Origin of the sequence: Rubeoparvulum massiliense (assembly GCF_001049895.1) — a bacterium.
Classification (GTDB): domain Bacteria; phylum Bacillota; class Bacilli; order Rubeoparvulales; family Rubeoparvulaceae; genus Rubeoparvulum; species Rubeoparvulum massiliense.
Window position 1 is genome coordinate 784772 of the sequence record NZ_CVPE01000006.1, and the last position, 22482, is coordinate 807253.

At 44.6% G+C, this 22482-nt stretch carries 20 protein-coding genes; 5 read left to right on the forward strand and 15 right to left on the reverse strand.

Features of this window, described 5'->3' with window-relative positions; genetic code table 11:
* Positions 1-66 precede the first annotated feature (66 nt).
* Positions 67-423, forward strand: coding sequence for a LapA family protein (locus tag BN1691_RS11595; RefSeq protein WP_053083759.1), 357 nt, complete (start codon positions 67-69; stop codon positions 421-423).
* A 68-nt stretch (positions 424-491) separates the two neighbouring features.
* Here BN1691_RS11595 and BN1691_RS11600 read toward each other — a convergent pair whose 3' ends face one another.
* Positions 492-2630, reverse strand: a complete 2139-nt coding sequence (locus tag BN1691_RS11600) for an EAL domain-containing protein (protein WP_048602363.1) — start codon at positions 2628-2630, stop codon at positions 492-494.
* Between the two features lie 258 nt (positions 2631-2888).
* On the opposite strand from BN1691_RS11600, the gene BN1691_RS11605 reads away from it, so the two are divergent.
* From BN1691_RS11605 to BN1691_RS11615, 3 genes are all read left to right on the forward strand, one after another.
* Positions 2889-3896, forward strand: coding sequence for a tripartite tricarboxylate transporter substrate binding protein (locus BN1691_RS11605; RefSeq protein ID WP_048602364.1), 1008 nt, complete (start codon positions 2889-2891; stop codon positions 3894-3896).
* Positions 3897-3968: 72 nt separating this feature from the next.
* Positions 3969-4409, forward strand: coding sequence for a tripartite tricarboxylate transporter TctB family protein (locus tag BN1691_RS11610; protein ID WP_048602365.1), 441 nt, complete (start codon positions 3969-3971; stop codon positions 4407-4409).
* 24 nt (positions 4410-4433) lie between these two features.
* Positions 4434-5945 (forward strand): tripartite tricarboxylate transporter permease, encoded by a 1512-nt coding sequence (locus tag BN1691_RS11615; RefSeq protein ID WP_048602366.1) that lies wholly within the window; start codon positions 4434-4436, stop codon positions 5943-5945.
* Between the two features lie 6 nt (positions 5946-5951).
* Here the strand turns inward: BN1691_RS11615 and BN1691_RS11620 are convergent, their stop codons facing one another.
* The 4 genes from BN1691_RS11620 to BN1691_RS11635 all read right to left on the reverse strand — a co-directional run bounded on the left by BN1691_RS11620 (position 5952) and on the right by BN1691_RS11635 (position 10915).
* The gene (locus tag BN1691_RS11620; RefSeq protein WP_048602367.1) at positions 5952-6929 is read right to left on the reverse strand and encodes a 2-hydroxyacid dehydrogenase; all 978 of its coding nucleotides are present in this window, start codon (positions 6927-6929) and stop codon (positions 5952-5954) included.
* A 40-nt stretch (positions 6930-6969) separates the two neighbouring features.
* Positions 6970-8580, reverse strand: a complete 1611-nt coding sequence (locus tag BN1691_RS11625; protein ID WP_053083760.1) for an ABC transporter permease — start codon at positions 8578-8580, stop codon at positions 6970-6972.
* Between the two features lie 45 nt (positions 8581-8625).
* Complete coding sequence (locus BN1691_RS11630; RefSeq protein ID WP_231638402.1) at positions 8626-9753, reverse strand: extracellular solute-binding protein; 1128 nt, start codon at positions 9751-9753, stop codon at positions 8626-8628.
* 115 nt (positions 9754-9868) lie between these two features.
* Positions 9869-10915: an ABC transporter ATP-binding protein gene (locus BN1691_RS11635; RefSeq protein WP_048602368.1), complete on the reverse strand. Its 1047-nt coding sequence runs from the start codon at positions 10913-10915 to the stop codon at positions 9869-9871.
* Positions 10916-11073: 158 nt separating this feature from the next.
* On the opposite strand from BN1691_RS11635, the gene BN1691_RS11640 reads away from it, so the two are divergent.
* Positions 11074-12189 (forward strand): Y-family DNA polymerase, encoded by a 1116-nt coding sequence (locus tag BN1691_RS11640; protein WP_231638424.1) that lies wholly within the window; start codon positions 11074-11076, stop codon positions 12187-12189.
* A 1-nt stretch (position 12190) separates the two neighbouring features.
* Here BN1691_RS11640 and BN1691_RS11645 read toward each other — a convergent pair whose 3' ends face one another.
* The 10 genes from BN1691_RS11645 to BN1691_RS11685 form a co-directional block, all read right to left on the reverse strand.
* Positions 12191-14623: an EAL domain-containing protein gene (locus BN1691_RS11645; RefSeq protein ID WP_048602370.1), complete on the reverse strand. Its 2433-nt coding sequence runs from the start codon at positions 14621-14623 to the stop codon at positions 12191-12193.
* Between the two features lie 169 nt (positions 14624-14792).
* Complete coding sequence (locus BN1691_RS11650) at positions 14793-15581, reverse strand: alpha/beta fold hydrolase (protein WP_048602371.1); 789 nt, start codon at positions 15579-15581, stop codon at positions 14793-14795.
* A 1-nt stretch (position 15582) separates the two neighbouring features.
* Positions 15583-16389 (reverse strand): alpha/beta fold hydrolase, encoded by an 807-nt coding sequence (locus BN1691_RS11655; RefSeq protein WP_048602372.1) that lies wholly within the window; start codon positions 16387-16389, stop codon positions 15583-15585.
* A gap of 26 nt (positions 16390-16415) precedes the next feature.
* Complete coding sequence (locus BN1691_RS11660; RefSeq protein ID WP_048602373.1) at positions 16416-17429, reverse strand: 3-oxoacyl-ACP synthase; 1014 nt, start codon at positions 17427-17429, stop codon at positions 16416-16418.
* 19 nt (positions 17430-17448) lie between these two features.
* A complete protein-coding gene (locus tag BN1691_RS14455) occupies positions 17449-17625 on the reverse strand; it encodes a hypothetical protein (RefSeq protein WP_156179065.1) in 177 nt (58 codons plus the stop codon).
* Between the two features lie 11 nt (positions 17626-17636).
* Positions 17637-18677 (reverse strand): branched-chain amino acid ABC transporter permease, encoded by a 1041-nt coding sequence (locus tag BN1691_RS11665; protein ID WP_053083761.1) that lies wholly within the window; start codon positions 18675-18677, stop codon positions 17637-17639.
* A gap of 4 nt (positions 18678-18681) precedes the next feature.
* A complete protein-coding gene (locus tag BN1691_RS11670; RefSeq protein ID WP_048602374.1) occupies positions 18682-19578 on the reverse strand; it encodes a branched-chain amino acid ABC transporter permease in 897 nt (298 codons plus the stop codon).
* A gap of 22 nt (positions 19579-19600) precedes the next feature.
* A complete protein-coding gene (locus BN1691_RS11675; protein ID WP_048602375.1) occupies positions 19601-20308 on the reverse strand; it encodes an ABC transporter ATP-binding protein in 708 nt (235 codons plus the stop codon).
* The gene (locus BN1691_RS11680) at positions 20286-21059 is read right to left on the reverse strand and encodes an ABC transporter ATP-binding protein (RefSeq protein ID WP_048602376.1); all 774 of its coding nucleotides are present in this window, start codon (positions 21057-21059) and stop codon (positions 20286-20288) included. The genes BN1691_RS11675 and BN1691_RS11680 overlap by 23 nt, the downstream gene beginning before the upstream one ends.
* A 93-nt stretch (positions 21060-21152) precedes the next feature.
* Complete coding sequence (locus tag BN1691_RS11685) at positions 21153-22424, reverse strand: substrate-binding domain-containing protein (protein WP_231638403.1); 1272 nt, start codon at positions 22422-22424, stop codon at positions 21153-21155.
* Positions 22425-22482: the final 58 nt, after the last annotated feature.

Sequence of the window (22482 nt, forward strand, 5' to 3'; positions counted from 1 at the left end):
CACCATCGCCACTTCCAACATGGTACAATAAGGTACAGTTGAAGATAGAATAGGAGTGATACTTTGATGAAAGCTCAATGGGGTATTATTGTTGGCTTACTCTTCACTTTATTGATTGCCGTCTTTGCTGTTGCCAATGTGGAGAATGTGGAAGTCAATTTTCTATATACAGAAGCAACCGTTCCCTTGATTATCGTGATTCTAACCTCCGTTTTACTCGGTGGCATCATGGTCGGATCGTTTGGAATTTTTCGTCAGTATCGTCTGCAACGCAAAATCTCCCAGCTGCAGCAGGAAGTGAAAACTTGGAAAGAACGGTTTGAAGCTGTGAGTAAGGCTCAGCTGAAGGAGACACGAAAGCAAGCTGATGCACAAAATAATCCGATGCCTACATCGGAGAGCAGCGAGTCCAATCAGGAGTAAACATAGATGATGGAGTGAAAAATGCGGGGATGAGTCCCGCATTTTTTTATTGTTTCTTCAATTTTTCATCATAATAAGCTTTCATTTTCCTCCCAAAAACAGAGAGCTTCCTTTGCAGGAACTGGTTTGCTACATAAATAGCCTTGGATCAAATCACAGTCATACTCCATCAATAAGCGCAATTGCTCTTGAGTTTCAACCCCTTCTGCCACAGTGCGCATGTTAAGATGCTTCGCCATCACAATGATGGTGGATACAATGGTTTGATATGAACGCTCTTCCACCATGGAGCGAATGAAGGATTGATCGATCTTCAATTTAGAGATGGGTAGTTGATTGATTAATGAGAGGGAACTATATCCTGTTCCAAAGTCATCCATACTCATATGAACACCCAACTGCTGCAGTTCCTTCATAACCTTTAGCGTATGATCCACATCGCGGGTTAATGATTCCGTAATCTCTAGTTCCAATAGCTTGGCATCAATCCCTGTCTTCTTGATTACTTCAGCAATATGTTGTACAAGATTAGCCTGACGAAATTGACGGATAGAAAGATTGACCGCCACAGGTAGTGGTTGATAACCACGGGCTTGAACAAGGGCAAGCTGTTTGCATGCCTTCTCAATCACCATTTCACCAATTGGCACAATCAAGCCTGTCTCTTCTGCCAGTGGAATAAAGTCCAGCGGTGGAACGATTCCTCTTGTTGGATGAATCCAACGAATGAGCGCTTCAAAGCCTGCCACCTTCCCAGTGCTAGTATCCACCTGTGGTTGATAATAGAGACTAAATTGATCTTGCTCAATGGCTTCCCGCAATTCATTTTCAAGGATGAGCTGTTCATAAACTTCATTACGACTAGTTGTATAAAAACGATAACTCTTCTCTTCTCGATCCTTAACACGGTACATAGCGATATCAGCATGTTTGATTAGAGTTTCTCCATCTTGACCATCACGAGGATAGAAGGAAATTCCCATGCTTGCAGATAAGTGAAAGGTGGCACCCTCTACGAAAAATGGTTCCTCAAGTACCTCAATAAGACGATCGGCGATTTTACACACTTCTTCTTTTTGACCCATTTGTGAAAGCAACACCACAAATTCGTCGCCACCCATCCTAGCAATCATGGAATCAGCTGGTACTCCTGCTTTCATTCTCTCAGCAGTCTGTTGAAGAATATTGTCACCAACACCATGACCTAGTGAATCATTGATCGTTTTAAAGCGATCTAAATCCAGTAAGATTACTGCAAATTGATGATTCTGGGTATCGCTGGTTTGCTTTTGAATCTGCTCCATCAAAGCTCGACGATTAGCTAGGCCTGTGAGCTCATCATGATAAGCCATGAAATTAATGGTCTCCTCTGCTTCTTTCCGTTCTGTAATATCCTCCATCGTAATAAGATAAGAACCATCCATCTCATCAAATAGTTGAGGTCGGGTCATTCTTACCGTATAGATCCGGTGGTCTAACGCTTGTTCAAACTCAAATTGTATCGTGGATTTTTGATCCCAATTGCTCATTCTCCGCAAAATTTCACCATAAAGCTTCGCTGCAAATCTATCCAAAGATTGATGAAGAAGCCGTTCTGTTGCCACATGTAAGATTTTTGAGCCTTCATAATTAACGGAACGAACATGCATGTCTTGATCAAGGACAAATAGCCCAATGGGCATACTCTGAATAATTCGGTCAGCCAAAGCTTTTTTAAATGCCTCGCGCAGCTTTTCTTCAGCTACTATTTTATCTGTGATATCAAAACGAATGGAGACGAATTGATAGGGCTTACCATGATCATTGAGGAATGGCACGATAGTTGTATAGACCCAATAGAAGGAGCCATTCTTGGCACGGTTACGGATCTCTCCGCGCCAGACCCGACCCTCAAGGATCGTTTGCCACATATCTTTAAAAAATGATTTGGGATGATACCCTGAATTGATAATGCGATGATTTTTTCCAATCAGCTCTTCACGAGGATATTTTGATATTTCACAAAATTTATCATTGGCGTACGTAATTCGCCCAGATAGATCTGTCATCGCCACGATTGCTGCTTCATCGAGGGCAGATTTTATATCGGTTAAATTACGTAAATAATCTTGAAGTATTGCTTCCTTCCGAGCATTCTCTGTTCGTAATTGCTCTAAATCTCGTTGCAATTCCTCATGGATATTCATTTCATTTTCCCGTTGCTTCAAGCATACCACCTGCATTTCTATGTAAAGTGCGGCCAAATTTAGATCCAATATTATTCTAATATTTCTATTGTAGTACATGAATAATCGCTGTCAATTTATAATAGTTTCTTATTTAAAATTGTTTTCAATATTATTTACCTTGCCAATCTATTTTTTATTTTTTTCCTTTTATGTTTAATTGTTGACATATTTTTATTTTTTGTAATAATTTGAATATAGCTAGTTTTGTAAACGATTACATGGATTGGGAGGATTACTATGAAAACTCGAATTACCCAAATGCTCCTCATGCTTAGTAGCTTTATCTTGATTTTTTCAGGGTGTAATCAAGCAAGCCCTTCAAACCAAACGGAAGGGGAATGGAAACCGCAAAAACCTATTGAACTAGTTGCACCTGCAGGTGCTGGAGGCGGTTGGGATACCACCGCACGTGCTGTATCAAAAGTCCTTGAGGAAGAAAAACTGATCACTAAACGAATGGCTGTTATGAACAAGCCTGGTGGTGGTGGTGCAGTAGGCTGGGCATATATCCACAGTAAAAAGGGTGATAATCATTCACTTTTTATCACCTCTCCACCGATTCTCTTTGTTCCGTTAAACGGTCAATCGGATCTAAAGCATCAAGATTTCACACCCATTGCTGGCATTATTGCTGACTATGGTGCTTTCGTAGTCAAAGCAGACTCCCCCTATCAAACAATCAATGATCTAGTTGAAGTGCTTAAAGCTGATCCCACATCTATCTCCATCGTAGGAACCTCTTCACCGGGTAGCATGGATCATATGCAATTCGTAAAAGCAATGAAGGCTGCTGGTGTTGATGTGAAGAAATTAAAATACGTCTCCGCACAAGATGGTGGCGGAATGGGAATGGTACTGGGTAATAAAGTTGATGTCTATTCAACAGGACTAGCTGAAGCAGCAGAGCAAGCGAAGGCAGGTAATGTTCGTGTCCTCGCCATCACAGCACCTGAACGATTAGAAGGCGATATAATATCTCAATTCCCCACATTGATCGAACAAGGAATTAATGATCAATTTGTGGTCTGGCGTGGATTAATGGGACCGCCTGATATGGACCCACGCGCTGTAGCTTTTTATGAAGAGAGTATTAAGGCGATGATGGATACACCCGCTTGGCAAGAACAGATAAACTTATACGGCTGGCAAAACTATTTTATGAGTAGCTCTGAATTTGGCCAGTTCCTTGATCAAGAATATGAAATCTTACGTCAGCTAATGGAAGAGTTAAATCTTGCTCAATAGCTTGTTCAATCACTAGAAAGGGGGGAATGTAGTTAGCATCCCCCCCTCTTCTTTCGAGAGGTGAAATCTTAAATGCTCCGTTCAATAGATCAAAAACTTGCTGCCATATTAATGGTCATTGCTGTCCTCTTTCTATATGCAAGCTATCGATTACCAGCCTATCCCTATGCCACTGTAGATGCTGATCTCTTTCCAAAATCTTTAGGCTATCTATTGCTTTTCTTAGCTATTCTCCTCTTTTTTCAAAAAAGAAAGGGTGAAGAAGCTGTCAGCAGTAAAGATACAGCCTTCCTTCTCCTCATTGCCCTCGTTATGCTATTCTATATCCTCTTACTTGAGTGGATTGGCTTTTTGATTAGTAGTATCCTATTTTTTATTTTGATCGCTCGTCTCCTGGGTTATAAAAGATGGCGAGTTAACATCATCACTGCACTGCTCTTTTCTATTATTATTTACTTCTCTTTTAACTATTTATTACAGATTCAATTACCTCAGGGGATCTTACCCTTGTAAATATGGTGTAGGATGTGGTAAATCATGGAGACAATCAATAATATCATCTATGGATTTGAAGTAGCCTTGTCATGGCAAAACATTCTTTACGCATTTCTTGGAGTCTTTATCGGAACAATTATTGGGATGTTGCCTGGCCTTGGACCAATTAGCGCAATCGCCATCATGATTCCTTTAAGTTATGGGATGCAACCTGCCTCGGCCCTCATCTGTATGGCAGGTGTATACTATGGAGCAATCTTTGGGGGGTCCACCTCTTCTATCCTTCTTAATGCACCAGGGGTAGCAGGCACCGTAGCAACCGCTTTTGATGGTTACCCTCTTGCAAAAAAGGGGAAAGCAGGCAAAGCCCTCGCTATCGCTGCCATCGCTTCTTTTAGTGGTGGAACCTTTAGTGTGGTTGCATTAATGCTCGTTGCACCTTCCATGGCCAAGCTTGCCATTACCTTCGGACCTATTGAGTACTTTGCCCTCATGTTACTTGGTTTAACAGCCATCTCTTCCCTTTCGGAAGGGTCTACATTAAAAGCTTTTATTTCTGCCACGCTTGGAATGATGGTGGCAACTATTGGGATCGATCCACAGACCGGAACGCAGCGCTTTACATTTGGTACACCGTATTTATATGAAGGCATCGATTTTTTAATCATCGCTTTAGGCTTATTCGCACTGGCTGAGGTAACTTCACTGATTATCCATCGCCATGAACGACCCACCTATGAAAAGAAGGAGATGGGAAGTCTTCGCCTCGATAAAACAGAGGTAAAGGAAATATCGGGACCCATTGCTCGCCACTCTATCCTTGGCTTTCTTATTGGGGTACTACCTGGCGCTGGTGCCACTATTGCCTCTTTTATCGCATATCTAACAGAAAAACGAATAGCAAAAGATCCAACAAGCTTTGGGGAAGGAAACTTGAAAGGATTAGCAGCGCCTGAAACAGCCAATAACGCAGCAACTGGTGGTGCCTTCGTTCCTCTACTAACCCTTGGAATTCCTGGTTCAGGAACAACTGCTGTTCTCTTGGGCGCTCTTCTTGTTGTTGGTGTTCAACCTGGACCACTCATGATCGTAGAGCACCCTGATGTATTCTGGGGAGTAATTGCAAGTATGTATCTCGGCAATCTCTTTTTGCTCATCTTAAATTTACCTTTGATCCCGTTTTTAGCCCGAATCTTATTCATTCCAAGACCGCTTCTGATTTCATTTATTCTACTCTTCTGTATTATTGGGGTCTATGCTGTTAGCTTTAATACATTTGACTTATACCTATTACTTGCCTTTGGAGTAGTAGGATACTTGATGCGACTGTTCCATTTCCCTGCTGCCCCATTTATCCTTGCTTTTATATTAGGAGGCATGATGGAACAGTCGTTACGGCAAGCGCTTACCATTTCTAATGGCAATCTGCTTACTCTGTTCAGTAGTCCAATCGCTAATGCCTTATTTATCCTAGCCACTCTCTCATTATTTCTACCATTGATGCGTAAAAAAAGAGGCCCTACAATAGGACCTCAGCAAGATGTGAAGATGTAAAATTGATCAACGTTCATATACTTGGGGATTGGCTGTATAGAGAAGAGGCTCTCCTACGAGACCACGGCAGATATTCTCCACTGTTATCTTGACCATCGCTTCCCGCGTATCGATCTCGGCGCTTCCGATATGCGGGAGCATAAGCAGATTAGGTAATTGGCGGAATGGATGATCCGCTGGCAGTGGTTCTTCTTGATAAACATCTAAGCCAGCTGCCCAAATCTCATGCTGGGCTAGCGCTTCATACAGTGCCATTTCATCGACGTTTTGTCCGCGAGAAACGTTAATGAAGATGGCACTTTTTTTCATGAGCTTGAACTGGTCACGTCCCATGAGATGATAGGTTTCCTTCGTTGCTGGAGCCAATAATACAACATAGTCTGAGCGACTTAAGAGCTCCTCCAACCCCACATACATTGCTCCTAGCTCATGCTCTAATTCCACTCTACGCTTGCGGTTATGATAGAGGATAGGCATCTGAAAACCTCGTGCCCGGCGTGCTACCGCTTCTCCAATCCGCCCCATACCAATAATTCCGATAGTTCGTCCATAAACGGGCTGGCCTGTGAGGTAAAAAGGACCCCAGCCTGGCCAACGCTTCTCCCTTACCACTTCTGCCCCTTCGACAATACGGCGTGCTGTTGCCATAAGTAGTGCAAATGTAAGATCAGCAGTTGCCTCTGTCAAAACACCTGGCGTATAGCCTACTGGGATACCCATTTGGATTGCTGTCGGAATGTGAATATTATCAAAGCCCACCGCCATGGTACTAATCACTTTTAGCTTCTTCCCTGCGGCAATGATCTCTTGATCTAGCGGATCAGCTAGATTCGTAAATAAACCATCGGCATGACGAATCGACTCCAATAATTGAGTACGTGGCATGGGATGGTCCGCTTCATGCCACATTTCCACTTGCCAACCACGCTGATAAAATGGTTGGAGATACTCTTCATCCACTTTTCTCGTTACTAGGATCTGCATATTTCTTCCCCTCCATCCCCATTCTTTGTCTCCTATTGTATCACGTAGAGCGGCTGAGGAGCCATCTTAAGGGAAGGATGGAGATCAAGATGATAAAGAGTGCAGCAGGTGCTGCGAGATAGTAGAGGGCTTCATTGGTTTCTACCCAGATGCGAATCGCTAGGGTGTCAAACCCAGGTGGACGTAAGAGCAAGGTGGCTGGTAATTCTTTTAATGCACTGACAAAGACTAAGGCACCACCAGCAAGGATCCCCGGTAAAATGGCCGGGACGATCACGGTAAATAGAGTTGTTAAAGGTTTACGACCTAGACTTCTTGCAGCTTCCTCAATTCGGGGGGAAAGCAATTGCAGTGATGCCTCCTCACCCTGCATCGCTTGAGGAATAAAACGGATGGTATAAGCAATGATCAGAATGAATGGTGTTTGATAAAGCCAAGGAATATAGCGATTAAAGATAAAGATTAGTCCTAAGCCTACAATAATCCCTGGTAATGAATAGCCAATATAGCTTAGACCATAGATCCATTCACTCCAGCGTGTTGGCTGACGAAGCTTGAGATAGATGATCGGCAAGGCGATCACAACACTGAGAATGGCTGCAATCAAGGAAATCTGGAGGCTATTCCAGGCGTATTCCCAGAAGCGAGGATCCCAATTTCCTAATTGAAAAGCCTGCCAGCTCCAGTAGAGAAAGACTACCAATGGTATGAGAAAAGCGAGCATAAAGAGAAGAGAGATGAAGAATAGACTACCTGCTCGTGCCACCTTGGAAATCTTCAGCGGCACAGCTGGCTGAAAGGAATGGAGCTGTTGTGCCACATGATGATCACGCTGAAGACGTACCTTGAGCCAAAGAATGATCCACATGAGTCCAATTAGAAAAGTACTTAAAATGGTAGCAGATGCTTGATCATAGCTTCCCATCTGATAATAGATGGCTGTAGTAAAGGTTAAATAGCGAAGCATTCCCACCGCTCCAAAGTCAGAGAGCACATATAGTGAAATGAGAATGGCTCCTGCTAGGATTGCTGGTTGCAAAAGAGGCAGATGGGTATGGCGAAAGAGCTGGAAGGTGGTATAGCCATGGCTCCTTGCCAATTCATCATAATGACCACTAATTTTCCGAATGGCTGCACTTGTAATAATAAAAACATAGGGATAGGTAAAGAGCGTGAGCACAAAAAAGATGCCCCAGAAGGAGTAAATCTGCAATGGGTAGGACCAGCCAAGGCGTTGATAAATGGTAGATTCCCAGAGACTAGCCACCCAACCTTTTGGCCCAAGGATAATGATATAGGCCACAGCCCCAATATACGGAGGGATGAGCAAAGGAAGCGCAAGAGCCCAGCGCCAAAAATTGCGGAAGGGGAGTTCAACTCGTTCGACTAGCCAAGCAAGGCTAACACCAATGAGCACTGCAGCTAGGGTGACCGAGAGCGTGAGCTGGAGCGTATTACTAAGTAAGCTGGGGATTCGAACATTCCACAGCCGTTGCCAGCGGGTAAATTCTGTACCACCTGCCTGGATGATCACATAGATCACCGGTAGGGCTAGCAAGGTGGCAAAGAGTGTTCCCATGATATAAAAGCTAGTCCAACGATCTCCCCGTCTTATTGTATTGTTCTTGAGTCCGAGATGTAGCGTTCTCACTGAACTCCCCTCCTCATCATTACTTTAACCATCGCATTTTGTGCATTATCGTAATAGGAGATCAAACCCAACTTCCTCGATGAGTTGGCGGGTTTCCTCCCACATGGGTCCAAGTTCACTTAAGTGCATCTCCATTACACGATACTCCGAAATGTGCTTGGCTTCAGGCGCTGCTTCGATGGCTGCATTAAGTGGTACCTCCAGTGAATGATAAGAGAAAGCCTTTTGATTTTCTGGCTTTAGCAACCACCCGACAAATTGGAGGGCAGCATCCGAATGTGGACCATCCTTAATCACTGCTACTCCTGCACCGTTAACAAATGCCCCCATCTCCCCTTCCCCCTGATCCGGATAGATTGCAGCCACTTGATTATTGGTGGGCTCGCGTAATTGGAGATGATAATAGTAATTATTCACTAGACCAAAAGCATACTCTCCAGATCCAATCGCTTGACGCATCTCGCCATGCCCCTTCATCACAGCGCCTGCATTGGTAGAAATTTTTTCGAGCCATTCTTTGGTCTTCTTATCACCCCAAACTGAGCGGAGGGCAGAGATCTGGGCTACCATACTAGCGTTACCACCATTGGTAATGGCGAATTTACCCTTATACTTCTCATCTGTTAGATCCCACATGGTTTTGGGCATCTCTTCTTCGGAGATCAAAGCTGGGTTATACATGAAAATACGAGTACGAGCTGAAAGTCCGATCCATGAGTTGTCCTCTGCACGAAATTGCGGTGCAATACTCTCAATACCCTCTACCTGATCAAGTCCTTGTAACATTCCTTCGATACGTAGGTGCTCCAGTGCCCCTATGTCATTGCTGATTAAGATATCTGCTTGCACACGATTGCGCTCTTCTTTGATTTGGTTGATCATTGTATCTCCACCATGAAGGGCCTTCACCTTAATCCCGGTCTCGGCTGTAAATTGATCTAGTAAGGGTTGGACAAAGGATTCTTTCCGCGTGGAGTAGACCACTAATTCCTGCACAGAACGATGCGATGATTCTTCAAGGGCTCCATCATGGTTTGTCTCACCATTCTTAGGGGCTAAAGGTTCTATACCTGTAGAGGTTGAACAAGCTGAGAGACTCAAGGCCACAGCACTGAGTAGGATAAATGCAAGAATGAAGGTTCTCATCCATTTTTGCTCGCGATGTTTCATCATATATCTCCTCCTAAAGCTATGATGGAATAACATAACTTTGTGAAAATGTCTTTCTCTTCAGCATCATTTACTGATATTGATAATCATTCTCATTATATAGGCTAAAAAATGATAGTTATACAACATGAATAAGTTCAGGATTAATTTTCACTTCTACCTCTTCCCCAATCTTTACCTGCTCTGTGAGTGGCGCATAGACGATCCATGGAATCGATTCCTGCTTGCTTGTTAAGCGGAGATAAATCGTCTGAAAAGGACCCTGATAATCTAAGCGTTGCACAATCCCTTTCATCCCACCCTCTCGAACCAGAAAAGTATTTTCCGGACGAATGGCTAGCTGAACTCTTGCTGCATTCAGTTTTCTTTTCACAGAGAATTGACCGATTTTCGTCCTGACAGAGCGACCATCAGCAAGGACTTCTCCTTCGATGAGGTTGGTCTGACCAAAAAACTGTGCCACAAATGGTGATGTAGGCTGTAAATATAGTGAAGAAGGGGAACCCTCTTGTAGAATCTGACCTTCGTTCATTACAACCACACGATCCGAGACAGCGAAAGCGTCCTGTTGATCATGGGTGACAAGAATGGCTGTTGTCCCAGTACTTCGAAGAATCTTTACCAACTCTTCGCGCATCTTTTCTCGTAGCTTTGCATCCAAATTGCTAAATGGTTCATCAAGGAGAAGCAACTTGGGATCAGGTGCCAATGCCCTCGCCAAGGCAACACGTTGCTGCTGACCTCCTGATAGTTGGTGTGGGAAACGCTCTGCATACTCCTCTAAGCCAACAAGACGAAGCATTGCTTGAACTCGCTGCTGCCGATCTTTCTTTGGCCAACGATGCAAGCCAAAGAGTACATTCTTGTATACATTGAGATGAGGGAATAAAGCATAATCCTGAAAGACCATGCCGATCCCCCGTGCTTCAGCAGGCATATACTGCTCTGAATCCACAAGGATTCTTCCATCCAGTTCAATACTTCCTACAGTTGGTTGCTCAAATCCAGCAATTAAACGCAGGGTGGTTGTCTTGCCACAGCCACTAGGCCCCAGTAGGGTAATAATCTCCCCTTGGGATAGGGAAAGGGAGATGTTATCCACAGCTAGCATATGTGAATGGGCATATTGCTTCGTTAGCTCTTTTAGTACCAAAAAGTTTTTCATCTTTTCACCCCCGTACCCGCTCATGCAATTGAGAATGATTATCATTCGTATTTAATCTTACAGAAGGAACCCCATTTTGTCAATTGCTGAGTATTCATGGATATATGTTACAATATAAGCATGAGTAAAAAGGCATGTGCGAGGGGGAATAAGCCGTGATGGTTCTTCTTGTGGATATGAACTCATTCTTCGCTTCAGTACACCAAAGTGAAGACCCTTCACTGCGCGGAAAACCTGTGATTATTGCTGGTGATCCAAAATTACGAAAAGGAATTGTGATCGCTGCTAGCTATGAGGCGAAGGCGAAGGGAATCTATACCACCATGCGTTACCATGAAGCGTTAGAGCGTTGCCCTGATGGCATCTTTATCCGACCCAACCATCCCTTATACCGTAAATACTCCCAGACTATTATGCGCTTTCTAGCGAAGGTGGCACCCTGTGAGGTCGCCTCCATTGATGAGGCGTATTTAGATGTTAGCGAAATCGTCGAACGGGGAGTACGTCCCCTGGAAATTGCCCGCTATATTCAAAATAAATTAGAAAGAGAATTATCCATTCCATGTAGCATTGGAGCTGGTCCTAATAAGATCATTGCAAAAATGTGTGCTGATGTTAAAAAACCCCGGGGCTACGTAGAGATGGGGGTACGCCAGTTCCAGTCCTATTTTTGGCCCCAGGCTGTTTCCAAGTTACATGGCTGTGGACAACGAACGAGTGAAAAATTAAACCAACGTGGTATCATCACCATTGGACAGTTAGCCCAGCTTGAGATCGAAACATTACGGAACTGGTATGGGAAACAAGGTGAATATCTCTATTGGGCTGCACGGGGCATGACTCAATCTCCTGTTGACCCGATGCGGCGTAAAGGGAGCAAAAGTATGGGGATCTCTAGAACATTTCCACACGACGTGGATGATGAGGAACGTATCGCAGGGATTATTCATCAATATAGCCTGCAGATGAGCCAGCAGCTAAAGCGGAAGAAAGTAGTAGCGAAGACCATTTCTATCGATGTGAAAATTAGCTATGAAAAGGGACGGACACGGAGCTGTACTCTCGAGGAGGCAACAAGGGACCCAAAGACGATTGAAGAGACAGCAATTGCACTGTATCAGACTCATTTCAAATATCAGCCCTTACGACTGCTCGGGATTCGTGTTAGCAATTTAGAGTCTGATGAGTCCATTCTTCCCTACCCTGTTCAACTCTCCTTCCAATTCACAGAGGGAGGATCGATGATCCTCCCTCCTGACTTCTCTGATAAGTAGCTTATAAGCTTCTGTTTTGAAGTAGTTGCAGTAATTGTTCAGGGGGCACAGGCTTACTCACAAGATATCCCTGAATATAATCACATCGCTGTTGAGAGAGATAGCTCCACTGCTTATCTTCCTCAACGCCCTCTGCAACAACCTGCAAGTTAAGGGTATGAGCTAATGCAATAATGGAATTGACAATGGCATTGTCCTCAGGATTCATATTCACATGACGGATGAACATCTGATCAATCTTCAATCGGGAGATCGGGAACTTGCTAAGATAATTTAAAGAAGAGAAGCCTGTCCCAAAATCATCGATGGCAATGTTCACCCCAAGCTGCTTTAAGCCCCCCATGGTCTCCATGACCTGTTCAATCTGGTCCATGGCCACCCGTTCTGTAATCTCTAGCTCCAGTAGCTCAGCTGGTATCCCTGTCTCTTGAATAATCTCTTCGAGGAGTATTACAAAGTTATTCTGCTGAAACTGTACCGCCGAGATATTCACCCCGAGCTTGATGGGATGAATTCCCGCCTCCAGCCAGTTCACCATCTGTTTACAAGCTTCTCGTAACACCCACTCCCCAAGGGGAATAATGATCCCCGTCTCTTCTGCCAAAGGTATAAATTGATTCGGTGGAATCCAACCATGTCTTGGATGCTCCCAGCGCAGTAACGCTTCGACTCCGATTACTTCTCTTGTCATCACATCTACCTGAGGTTGATAATGAAGGGTAAACTGCTTCAGCTTTAAAGCATTCCTCAGTTCATTCTCTAGCTGCAGAGTTCGCGTTACCTGCTGATTTAGCACGTGATGATACTTACGGAACTGATTACGCCCTTTGGCCTTTGCATCATACATGGCCGAGTCAGAATTACGAATTAAGGTAGTCCGATCACGACCATCATCAGGATAGAAGCTAATGCCCACACTGACACTACTGTATAAGGAGCGCCCATTCAATTTAAGCGGTTGTGTGAAGCTATGAATGATCTTATCTACCTTCGCCTCTACGCAAGTATGATCACATGGGATTGGCAGCAATGCGATAAACTCATCACCACCCAAGCGATATAATTCATCAACTGGCCCCAGTTGACTACTGATCCGCTGTGCCGCTGCTACTAGCACCTGATCACCTATCTCATGTCCAAGGGAATCATTGATCACCTTAAACCGATCCATGTCAATGAAGAGGAGAGCAAATTTGGTTCCTCTCAGTTCTCCTTCTTCAATCCATGCATCTAAAACTTCATAAAGTTTCGAACGATTGGGTAGCTGTGTCAATGGATCTGTAAAGGCAAGATGGTAGATGAGCTCTTTATTCTTAATCTCTTCGGAGATGTCACGGGCTGCACCACGGAAACCGAGAAAATCACCTTGCTCATCCACGATGATTACAGCACTGGTCTGGAGCCAAACCCAGCTTCCATCCTTTTTCTGTCGCTGATACTGGAGCTGCTGAAAGCCTTGCTTCTCTTGGATGCTCTCCGCAATCACTTGCTTAACCGTCGAAAGATCATCGTGATGAATATTATCATTGAGAGATTTACCTAGTAGCTCGTCGGGAGTAAATCCTATGATACGCTCCACCGGTTCAGAAAGATAGATATATTCACCATCACGTCCAGACTCCCATACATACTCATCAAATGCGCTTACTACATCACGAAAGCGCTTCTCGCTGGCTGCTAATTGGAAGTGGCTACTCTGCACTAATTGATAAATTTCCATCATCTCTGGGAGAAAATGAGGAGAATCTTCATAGTCTAGATCTAGATTACAAACACGGTCACGGAAGAGCTTTATACTATCCTCATATTTTAACGTTATAAATTTCGTTCCGATCAAACCCATGATAAGCATCGGGATCAAAATGGAAAATATGTTGTCTATTCGGTCCATAAAAAGTGTACGGAAATCACTTACGGTAATGTTCCCCCACACATGACCGATCACTTCGCCATCAATAATAATTGGATGGATCCTAGCGATCACATAAGCTCCCCGAGTTTGCGAATAGTTATGAAATTTATAGGGTTCTTTGGTTTGATACACCGTTCTTGCTTCCGATTGGGGACGAATATCCTTCAATCCAGATTCATCATAATTAGGCACAAAGGCGACAATGCTCTGGAGGTCCTTTACATAGTAGCCTGCTCCATAGCCTGGAAATGCTTGTTGTACCTTCTCCACAATCGGCTGCAAAAGTCTGTTTAGAGCTAAGACCTGGTCATGATTGGGAGTGCTGATCTCCTCCCCTAACAACTCTTCATAGGATTTTCCTCCTAGTTCCAATTCTAGAAGGTAAGTCAGTGATTCAGTTGCTTGATGCTCACGCTGAATCATACTATTCCAAACCTCATAGTAATGCCAGGCAAAGCTGAAGAGTAGGGTAATGACAATCATTAATACCGTTAGCAGATAGACTTTCCGGGTAACCGCCATGTAGATCCCTCATTTTTTCCTCATACTTCCACCTTGTTCATCTACCACTATTATACTATTATTCCTTCCATTATTGGTACGATAATTGTGATAATAGTATCAATGACTGGAAAATAGCGATAAAAAATAGGACTATGATCCATCCATAGTCCTGTTACATACTCCTATTTCAACTAGAGATGAGCGTACTCTTGACAACTTGCACAAATTGCTGAGGATCTTCGAGCATGATGGAGTGACCGATATGGGAAAACATGATTAACTCTCCATGGGGAAGCAGCTCGCAGGTGGATTGCATCATTTCCTTCGTGACGAGTAGATCTTGCTCACCATAGATGACATATACAGGCATCGTCAACTTCCCAGCTTCTTGACGAATATCAAACTTTTCTAATGAACGGGCATTGGGGATGACTACATGGGCATCACGCATTGCCTCGTCGACAATTTGCTGAAAGAATGGAGTCTGGTGGTCTGCTGCAGGCGCCACCCCTTTTAATGCTGCCTCCATCAAGGGGCGTTGACTACCTAAGAGAGACAGGACAGCATAGTTTTCCTCTGGCGTTACCAGACCATGGAGAGGAGCTGAGTTAATTAAAATCATCCGCTCTATCATACTAGGAGCTAATAGGGCTGTCCTCATCACAATGGCGCCACCTAAGGAATGACCTACCAAGGTGACCTGCTTGGTCTCCAGCATTTCCAAGAGTGCTAACAAATCGTGGGCATATTGCTCAATTTCATACCCTGCGTCAGGACGTGTGGATTGACCGACACCACGCATATCCACAGTGACCACCTTACCCAATTCAGAGAGGGGTTCGACCACTTGATTCCACCAGCTCTGATTCGCAATATTCCCATGTACCAGGACCATTGTAGATTCTCCAGTACCTTGCTCGTGATATGCCAATTGACAATCGTCTAATTGGAGGAACTTCATACTAGACATCTCCATCCTAGACCTCTCCCTTCTTTACTGCATTAAGAAAATTGATCAGTTCTTCAACAAATTCTGCTGGTTGTTCATAAGCGGAGGCATGACCAGCTCCTGCCATGATGCGGAGGTCACCATGAGATACCTCGTGAATGATCCGCTCACTATAATAGGCTGGTGTTAGAATATCATGCTCACCAACGATGCAGCGAATTGGCATGGTTAACTTTTTTAATCCATAGAGAGCATCATGTTGGAGAGCGCCTTGAATCAGCCAGGTTGCCACAGGTGAATCCAGATTGGCTCCATATTCTCGAAACTGCAGAAGCTGGTCGTAGTTCTCCTCCAGAAATCGTGGTCCCCAGACATAAGGAAGGGCAACATCGAAACGGAGCAGCCCACCACCTGCTTCCATGGCTTGTAACCAACTGTGTAGTTTTGCATAAAAGAGGCGATCAACCTGAGGATAGGTATCAGCTAGGAAAAGTGAAGAAAAGCGCTCTGGAGCTTCAATGGCTGCCATTTGCAGGACTGCTCCACCATTGGAAATCCCCACACCATGTACCTGTTCAAGCTGTAAATGATCTAATAATTGTAATAGATCCTGAGCATGAAGGATTGAGGTGTATGGTCCTGCTGGTTTATTAGACTTGCCTTGACCGCGGCAATCATAGCAAAGAACAGAGTAATGCTCCTTCAATCTCTCTATATGGGGATCCCACGTACGCAAATTGGTTAATAAACCATTTACTAATACAATCACATCAGCATGATCTTTTGGATGCCACTCATAGTAGAGTTGAATATCACTCAATTGAGCCTTCGGCATGGCTGTCCCTCTCCCTCGTTTTGTAATTACCAACGAATCGCTGTAGCTGCCCAAGCATACCCGATGCCTGCGCTGACGAGCACAACGAGATCACCTTGCTTCAAGCGTCCTTCCTGAACAGCCAGCTCTAAAGAAAGGATCTGATCTAGCTGACCAATATGACCATACTCTTCTAAATAGATCGCCTGATCCTCCCGTAAACCGAGGCGCTCCAGTATGGTTTTATGCGCTGAACGCTTCATATGCAAGATTCCTAAATAATCGATCTCTTCCACAGAATAGCCACTTTTACGAACAGCCTCTTGAACCACTTGAACGAAGGTGGAAAGGGATTTTTCCTCTAGTCGCTCCTTCATCCCCTCTGGATCAAAGACATCTAAATAATATTCTCCCTTTGCTAGCGTCTCTTGAGTTAAAGGCTCCTTCGTTCCGCCAATGGGTACTGCTACATCCTCTGAGAAGCTACCATCGGTAATAATATGACTTTCAAGAATTTGATGCTCATCTCTTCCTTTTTGGAGGATGAGTGCACCACCCCCTGCTGCTAAGTTATACATAAAGCGGGTTCGAGGATTCTTGTAGTTAATAAAATCCACATTACGATAGCCACCAGCAAGCAATACTGTGTTGATGGAATTGTCTGTGAGCATCAAGGCTCTCGCCAGCTTCAATGCCATTACCGTTGTACCACAGCGTAACGCCACATCGAAGGACCAAGCTCGCTCAGCCCCTAACTTCGCTTGTGTATAGATCCCTGCCGTCCAAAGGGGATATTCCTTATGCTCTTCACCAATATAGATCACTAGATCAAGCTTGGTTGCACTGATCCCTGCTCGTTGAATCGCCTGCTCCGCTGCCCAAATTCCCATCTGAGCAGTATGATCATCTGGACCTGGTATGGGTTTTTGCAGGATTCCCATCTTCTTTTCAATAATCTCCTGAGGTATCTCACTCACTGTAGCCAGTTCACGAGAGGTCATCACCTGATCTGGCAAATAGAAGCCTGTACTCAAAATCCCAATCGACTCCTGGTTCCCCATTACTTCATCTCCTTCTTGATCATTTACTAATTCTAGCGAGTACCTCTTCGATATAAGCCACCGCTTCTGCAAGCTGTGTCATCACAATTTCCTTCTCACCTTGGACATCTGTAATACGAATCCGCCATTGCTCAGGAATATTCTCATCCTTGACAAAACGAAGGACGAATGATTGAACGATCTGCTGTCCCGCCATCCAATTCCCTCCTATGACTCTTTGATATCTTCTGCTCGTTCTGAACCGCTCCCTGGCGGAACCATGGAAGCGGTGAAGCGCTTTGCTTTCCAATCAACCCATCGTTGGGTAATGGTCCCCACAATTCCTTTAGGGAAGAAGATCACCATGATAATGAAGGCAAGGCCAAAAAAGAGGAGCCAACGATCAAAATTGGTAGATTCCAGATAATTCTGTAGCACCTCAATAATTCCCGTCCCAATGATGGGACCGATCAGTGTACCCACCCCACCCACAATGGTGACAAGTAGTGCTTGATTCAAAGTGATCTCTACTCCTAAAACACCTGGCACATCCACGTGGAAGGTGGATAAGGCATACATCACACCTGCTAACCCTGCTACCATCCCTGCTACTACATTGATAATCACCTTATAGTAAAAGACATTGTAGCCTAGGGATTCCATCCGTTGTTCATTTTCACGAATGCCCTGTAGAACACGGCCGAGAGGAGAGAGGGTAAAACGGCGGAGCAATAGATAGATCAACAGCATGAAAATGATGGCCAGGTAGGTGAAGAGCAAGCGATCCTGAAAAAGCTCTGGTTTCTTATAGTTAAAACCATCACTTCCTCCTGTAATTTTCCCCCATTTCTCTGCAAAAACAGCCACCATCTCTGCTACGGCCAGGGTAAGCATGGCAAAGAAGTGGGTGCGTAATCGGAGGGAAAAAACGCCTAAGAGAAGGCTAAGTAGTCCTGTAAGGACCAGTGTGATGACCACTGCAAGTGCTAAAGAACTATAGGTAGGTGCTACCTGCTTAAAGAGAATGGAAGTGGTATAGGCGCCCATCCCAAAGAACATCACATGACCAAAAGAAACGATACCCGTGTAGCCGAGAAGAAGATCATAGCTCATGGCAAAAACAGCCATGATGGCCACATTGGTAAGGATGATTAACGAGCTTCGTGAGTCCTGAAAGAGCATTGGCAGGATGAGAAATACGATGGCAAGGATGGTAAACACCATGAGTACCGGTGATGATAGGCGTTGTAGATTGTATAATGGCTTCATTCTCTCACTCCCTCCCTCCAAATAAGCCTTGCGGCCTTAAGAATAGGACAAGCACCATGATAATATAGACAATGGCTGTTGAAAGACCCGCTGCATAATAGTTGATAAAGGCTGTAGCAATTCCAACGAGAATCGCTGCTACCATAGACCCCGGTACACTTCCCATCCCTCCGATGACCACGACTACGAAGGCAAGGAGCTGATACTCCATCCCGATCCCTGATGTGATCACCTGTTGATAGGGTGCCACCAGAAAACCACCAATGGAGGCTAAAACTGCTCCAAGGATAAAAACGCCAAGGAAAATGTTCTTAATATTGATACCAAAGGCCTGTACCATCTCCTTATCCTCTACACCAGCCCTTACGATCAAGCCTAAACGAGTACGATTCAGCAGGTATTGCATCAATGCAAAAATCAAGAGCCCTGCCATGATTAAAAAGATCCGATATTTGATAATGGTGATTTCTCCCATCTGGATATTCCCTGCTAGCCATGCTGGTGGTTGAACGCCAACGGGGTTCACACCAAAGATCAATTTAGTTACTTCCGTCAGTACGATCATGGCGCCTAATGTGATCAAAATCTGCGCGATTAAGTCGCCATATACAGGCTGGATGATTAACTTCTCTATGATAAAGCCTAGGATCACCCCAGAGAAAATGGCACCTAATAGTCCTACTAGAAAACCGAGCTGATCTGAGAATCCCCAGCTCTGCATCGCATACTGATAGACCCAAATTCCTGAAAATGCACCAAAAGCGAAGAGACCGCCATGGGCAAAATTTAAGACATGCATGAGTCCGAAGATCAACGTTAAGCCTACTGCTAACAAAAATATCAACATTCCTAAGGCAAATCCATTGATGGATAAAGAAATCCAAAGTTCCCAAAACGTCATTCGATCACCTCCCTACTTACGCTCAGGCAATCCCTAAGTATTTTCTTTTTAATTGTTCATCTTCCACAAGATCTGCCATCTTACCTGAATGGACGGTGCGGCCATCATCCACCAAATAATATTGGTCGCCTAGCATACTAGCCATCTGAAAGTTTTGCTCTACTAGTACAATGGTGGTATGTGTTTTTATTTCGTTAAGTGCTTCGATAACTCGTTCTACCATAATGGGTGCTAAGCCTTTGCTAGGTTCATCGATTAAGAGCAGATCGTTAGGCTGAAGGAGTGCTCGCCCAAGGGAGAGCATTTGCTTTTGTCCACCGCTTAGATGTCCACCCTTTCGTTTCCACGCTTTCTTTAAGTCAGGGAAGAGCTCTAAAATCCAAGCCTGTCGTTCTTGACTTGCTGCATCCCCTTTGCCCATGGCCACTCGCATGTTTTCCTCCACGGTTAAGTGGGAGAAGATCCCTTGATCCTCAGGAACATAGCCAATCCCCTTCTGCGCAATCTGGTGTGGTGATAGACGCTGGATCTCCTCACCATGAAAAAGGATCATACCCCTTGAAGCAGGTTGAAAACCCATGATCGAACGTAATGTGGTTGTTTTTCCTGCCCCATTACGTCCCAGCAAGACAGTAACCTGACCGCGCTTAGCTTGGAATGAAACGCCCTGTAAGATATGGAACTGACCGATATAGGTCTCAATATGATCAACCTGTAGTAGCTGTTCCACTCGCCATCCCTCCTAGATAAGCCTTCTGAACATCCTCGTTCTCCATAATGGCCTCTGGTACACCATCCGCTAATAACTGACCATGAAAGAGAACAGCCAATGAGTCAGATAAATCCAAGACCATATCCATCTTGTGTTCAATCAGCAGAATGGTCCTGTTACGTTCCTCCTTAATATTGCGGATTAGCTGAAGAATGGCAGGTACCTCTTCCAGTGACATCCCGGCAGTCGGTTCATCGAGGAGGAGCAGATCACGTTCCAAAGCAAGAAGCATACCAATCTCCAATTTTCGCTTCTCACCATGTGCTAGATTCTTCGCGAGGGAATGTGCTTTATTCTCGAGAAGAACCCGTTCTAACACGTGATAGGCTTTCTCTTCTACCTCTTTATAATGGCGAAAATGGCGTATGGGGTTATATCGGATCCCTTTCTCGATCTGAACAGCCAATCTTACATTCTCTAACACAGTGAGATTGGGAAAGATATTGGTAATTTGAAATGAACGTCCGATCCCCTTCCCTGTTCTCCGAATGGGAGATAATCCTGTAATCTCCTCACCTTTTAAGTAGATTTCACCTTGGGTTGGCTTAAGCTGACCACTAATCAGGTTGAAAAGCGTGGTCTTCCCTGCTCCATTGGGCCCGATAATCGACTTAAACTCATGGGGATGAACGGTGAGATTGACACCTTGTACTGCAGTATGACCACCGAAGGAAATGGTTAAGTCCTTCGTCTGGAGGATTGGTTCCATCAACACACCTTCTTTCTCCAATTTGTGAAAAAAGGGCTGCAATCTACTCCAGCATCACTGCGGATTGCAGCCCTTTTCATATGCACGCTTTTATTAATTCTTAATGGGAGGTTGAGTCTCCTCAGGTGATAGCTCGCGGATCAACTCAGGAACAGGATATGGGTGTTCTGAACTCTTCACTAATTTTGCAGCATAAAGCGTCTGTAGCGCTTGATGATCCTCGGCACGGAAGGTCATGGGACCCTTCGGTGAATCGAAGGTCATTCCCTCCATGGTCTGAATCAGCGTCTCCACCTCGGTGTCTCCGCCCGTCTTCTCCAAAGCTGTTACGATCGCCATGGCTGCTGCAAAGCCTCCTGCTGTAAAGAGATCTGGAACAGCGCCATTATACTTCTCCTTATGCTTTTCGATTAACCAATCATTCACTTCATTCTGTGGCAACAGATAGTTGTAAACCGTGAATCCATTCAAGCCTACTGCTGTCTCGCCCATGGCTGTTAAGCCTAGAATATCTGGGAAGCCTGTCACTGGCGTCACTTTATTGAAGAAGCCTAACTCCTGCATTTGTACCCAAGGTGTGTTCGCTCCAGCCCAAACGACGTACACATATTCTGCTCCAGAATCAGCTACCTTCTGGATATGAGAGGTATGGTCAGTGACATCGTGGGCTGTCATTTCACGGTGGATGATTTCATGACCACGGGCCTCTGCTTCCCGTTGAAATGCATTGGCACCATCGATTCCAAAGGCATAATCCTGGGCATAGATGGCCACCTTTGCATTCTCACCTGGGATGGAGGCTGCTGCTGCTGCTGCATCCTGAGATGAATTGCGTCCTGTTCTAAAGATGTAGCGATTCCAATTCTCTCCTGTAATCGAGTCTGCCACAGCCGGCTCAATGATGAAGATCTTCTCGTACTCCTCTGCTAGAGGTAAAATTGCCGTGGCTGCAGCGGAGCTGGTTGTTCCGATGATAAAATCAGCCTTATATTCATCCAGTAGCTTTTCTGCCTTTTCAATGGCTGTATTGCCATCTAATTGATCATCCTCTACACGCCATTCAATCTTTCGACCAGCCACTTCAAAGGTACCTTTCGTAGCATACTCTAAACCTAGTTCAAAGCCTTGAATGGTCTGGGTTGCATACGCTTCCAATAATCCAGTCTTTCCAGCTAACAAGCCAACTCGAACTGGTTCGTTGGAAGCATTGGGTGAAGTCGTTTGATTCGATGTGGTTCCACCCTTGCTCTCATCGGATGCGCCTGTATTTTTACTGCCTTGGTTATTACCACAGGCCACCATGGTAAAGACCATTACCAATGTTAATAGTAGAAGAAGTGAGCGTTTCATTCCATGTCCCTTCACAGAGCATTCCTCCTCATGAATAATGGGTAAGCTTTTCCTTAATCGTAATGGGAGGAGT

Excerpts from the sequence above, each read along its gene's own strand:
- BN1691_RS11595 (WP_053083759.1), top strand. The coding sequence starts at position 67 with ATGAAAGCTCAATGGGGTATTATTGTTGGCTTACTCTTCACTTTATTG.
- BN1691_RS11605 (WP_048602364.1), top strand. The coding sequence starts at position 2,889 with ATGAAAACTCGAATTACCCAAATGCTCCTCATGCTTAGTAGCTTTATC.
- BN1691_RS11610 (WP_048602365.1), top strand. The coding sequence starts at position 3,969 with ATGCTCCGTTCAATAGATCAAAAACTTGCTGCCATATTAATGGTCATT.
- BN1691_RS11615 (WP_048602366.1), top strand. The coding sequence starts at position 4,434 with ATGGAGACAATCAATAATATCATCTATGGATTTGAAGTAGCCTTGTCA.
- BN1691_RS11620 (WP_048602367.1), bottom strand. The coding sequence starts at position 6,929 with ATGCAGATCCTAGTAACGAGAAAAGTGGATGAAGAGTATCTCCAACCA.
- BN1691_RS11630 (WP_231638402.1), bottom strand. The coding sequence starts at position 9,753 with ATGATGAAACATCGCGAGCAAAAATGGATGAGAACCTTCATTCTTGCA.
- BN1691_RS11635 (WP_048602368.1), bottom strand. The coding sequence starts at position 10,915 with ATGAAAAACTTTTTGGTACTAAAAGAGCTAACGAAGCAATATGCCCAT.
- BN1691_RS11640 (WP_231638424.1), top strand. The coding sequence starts at position 11,074 with ATGGTTCTTCTTGTGGATATGAACTCATTCTTCGCTTCAGTACACCAA.
- BN1691_RS11645 (WP_048602370.1), bottom strand. The coding sequence starts at position 14,623 with ATGGCGGTTACCCGGAAAGTCTATCTGCTAACGGTATTAATGATTGTC.
- BN1691_RS11650 (WP_048602371.1), bottom strand. The coding sequence starts at position 15,581 with ATGGAGATGTCTAGTATGAAGTTCCTCCAATTAGACGATTGTCAATTG.
- BN1691_RS11655 (WP_048602372.1), bottom strand. The coding sequence starts at position 16,389 with ATGCCGAAGGCTCAATTGAGTGATATTCAACTCTACTATGAGTGGCAT.
- BN1691_RS11660 (WP_048602373.1), bottom strand. The coding sequence starts at position 17,429 with ATGGGGAACCAGGAGTCGATTGGGATTTTGAGTACAGGCTTCTATTTG.
- BN1691_RS14455 (WP_156179065.1), bottom strand. The coding sequence starts at position 17,625 with ATGGCGGGACAGCAGATCGTTCAATCATTCGTCCTTCGTTTTGTCAAG.
- BN1691_RS11665 (WP_053083761.1), bottom strand. The coding sequence starts at position 18,677 with ATGAAGCCATTATACAATCTACAACGCCTATCATCACCGGTACTCATG.
- BN1691_RS11670 (WP_048602374.1), bottom strand. The coding sequence starts at position 19,578 with ATGACGTTTTGGGAACTTTGGATTTCTTTATCCATCAATGGATTTGCC.
- BN1691_RS11680 (WP_048602376.1), bottom strand. The coding sequence starts at position 21,059 with ATGGAACCAATCCTCCAGACGAAGGACTTAACCATTTCCTTCGGTGGT.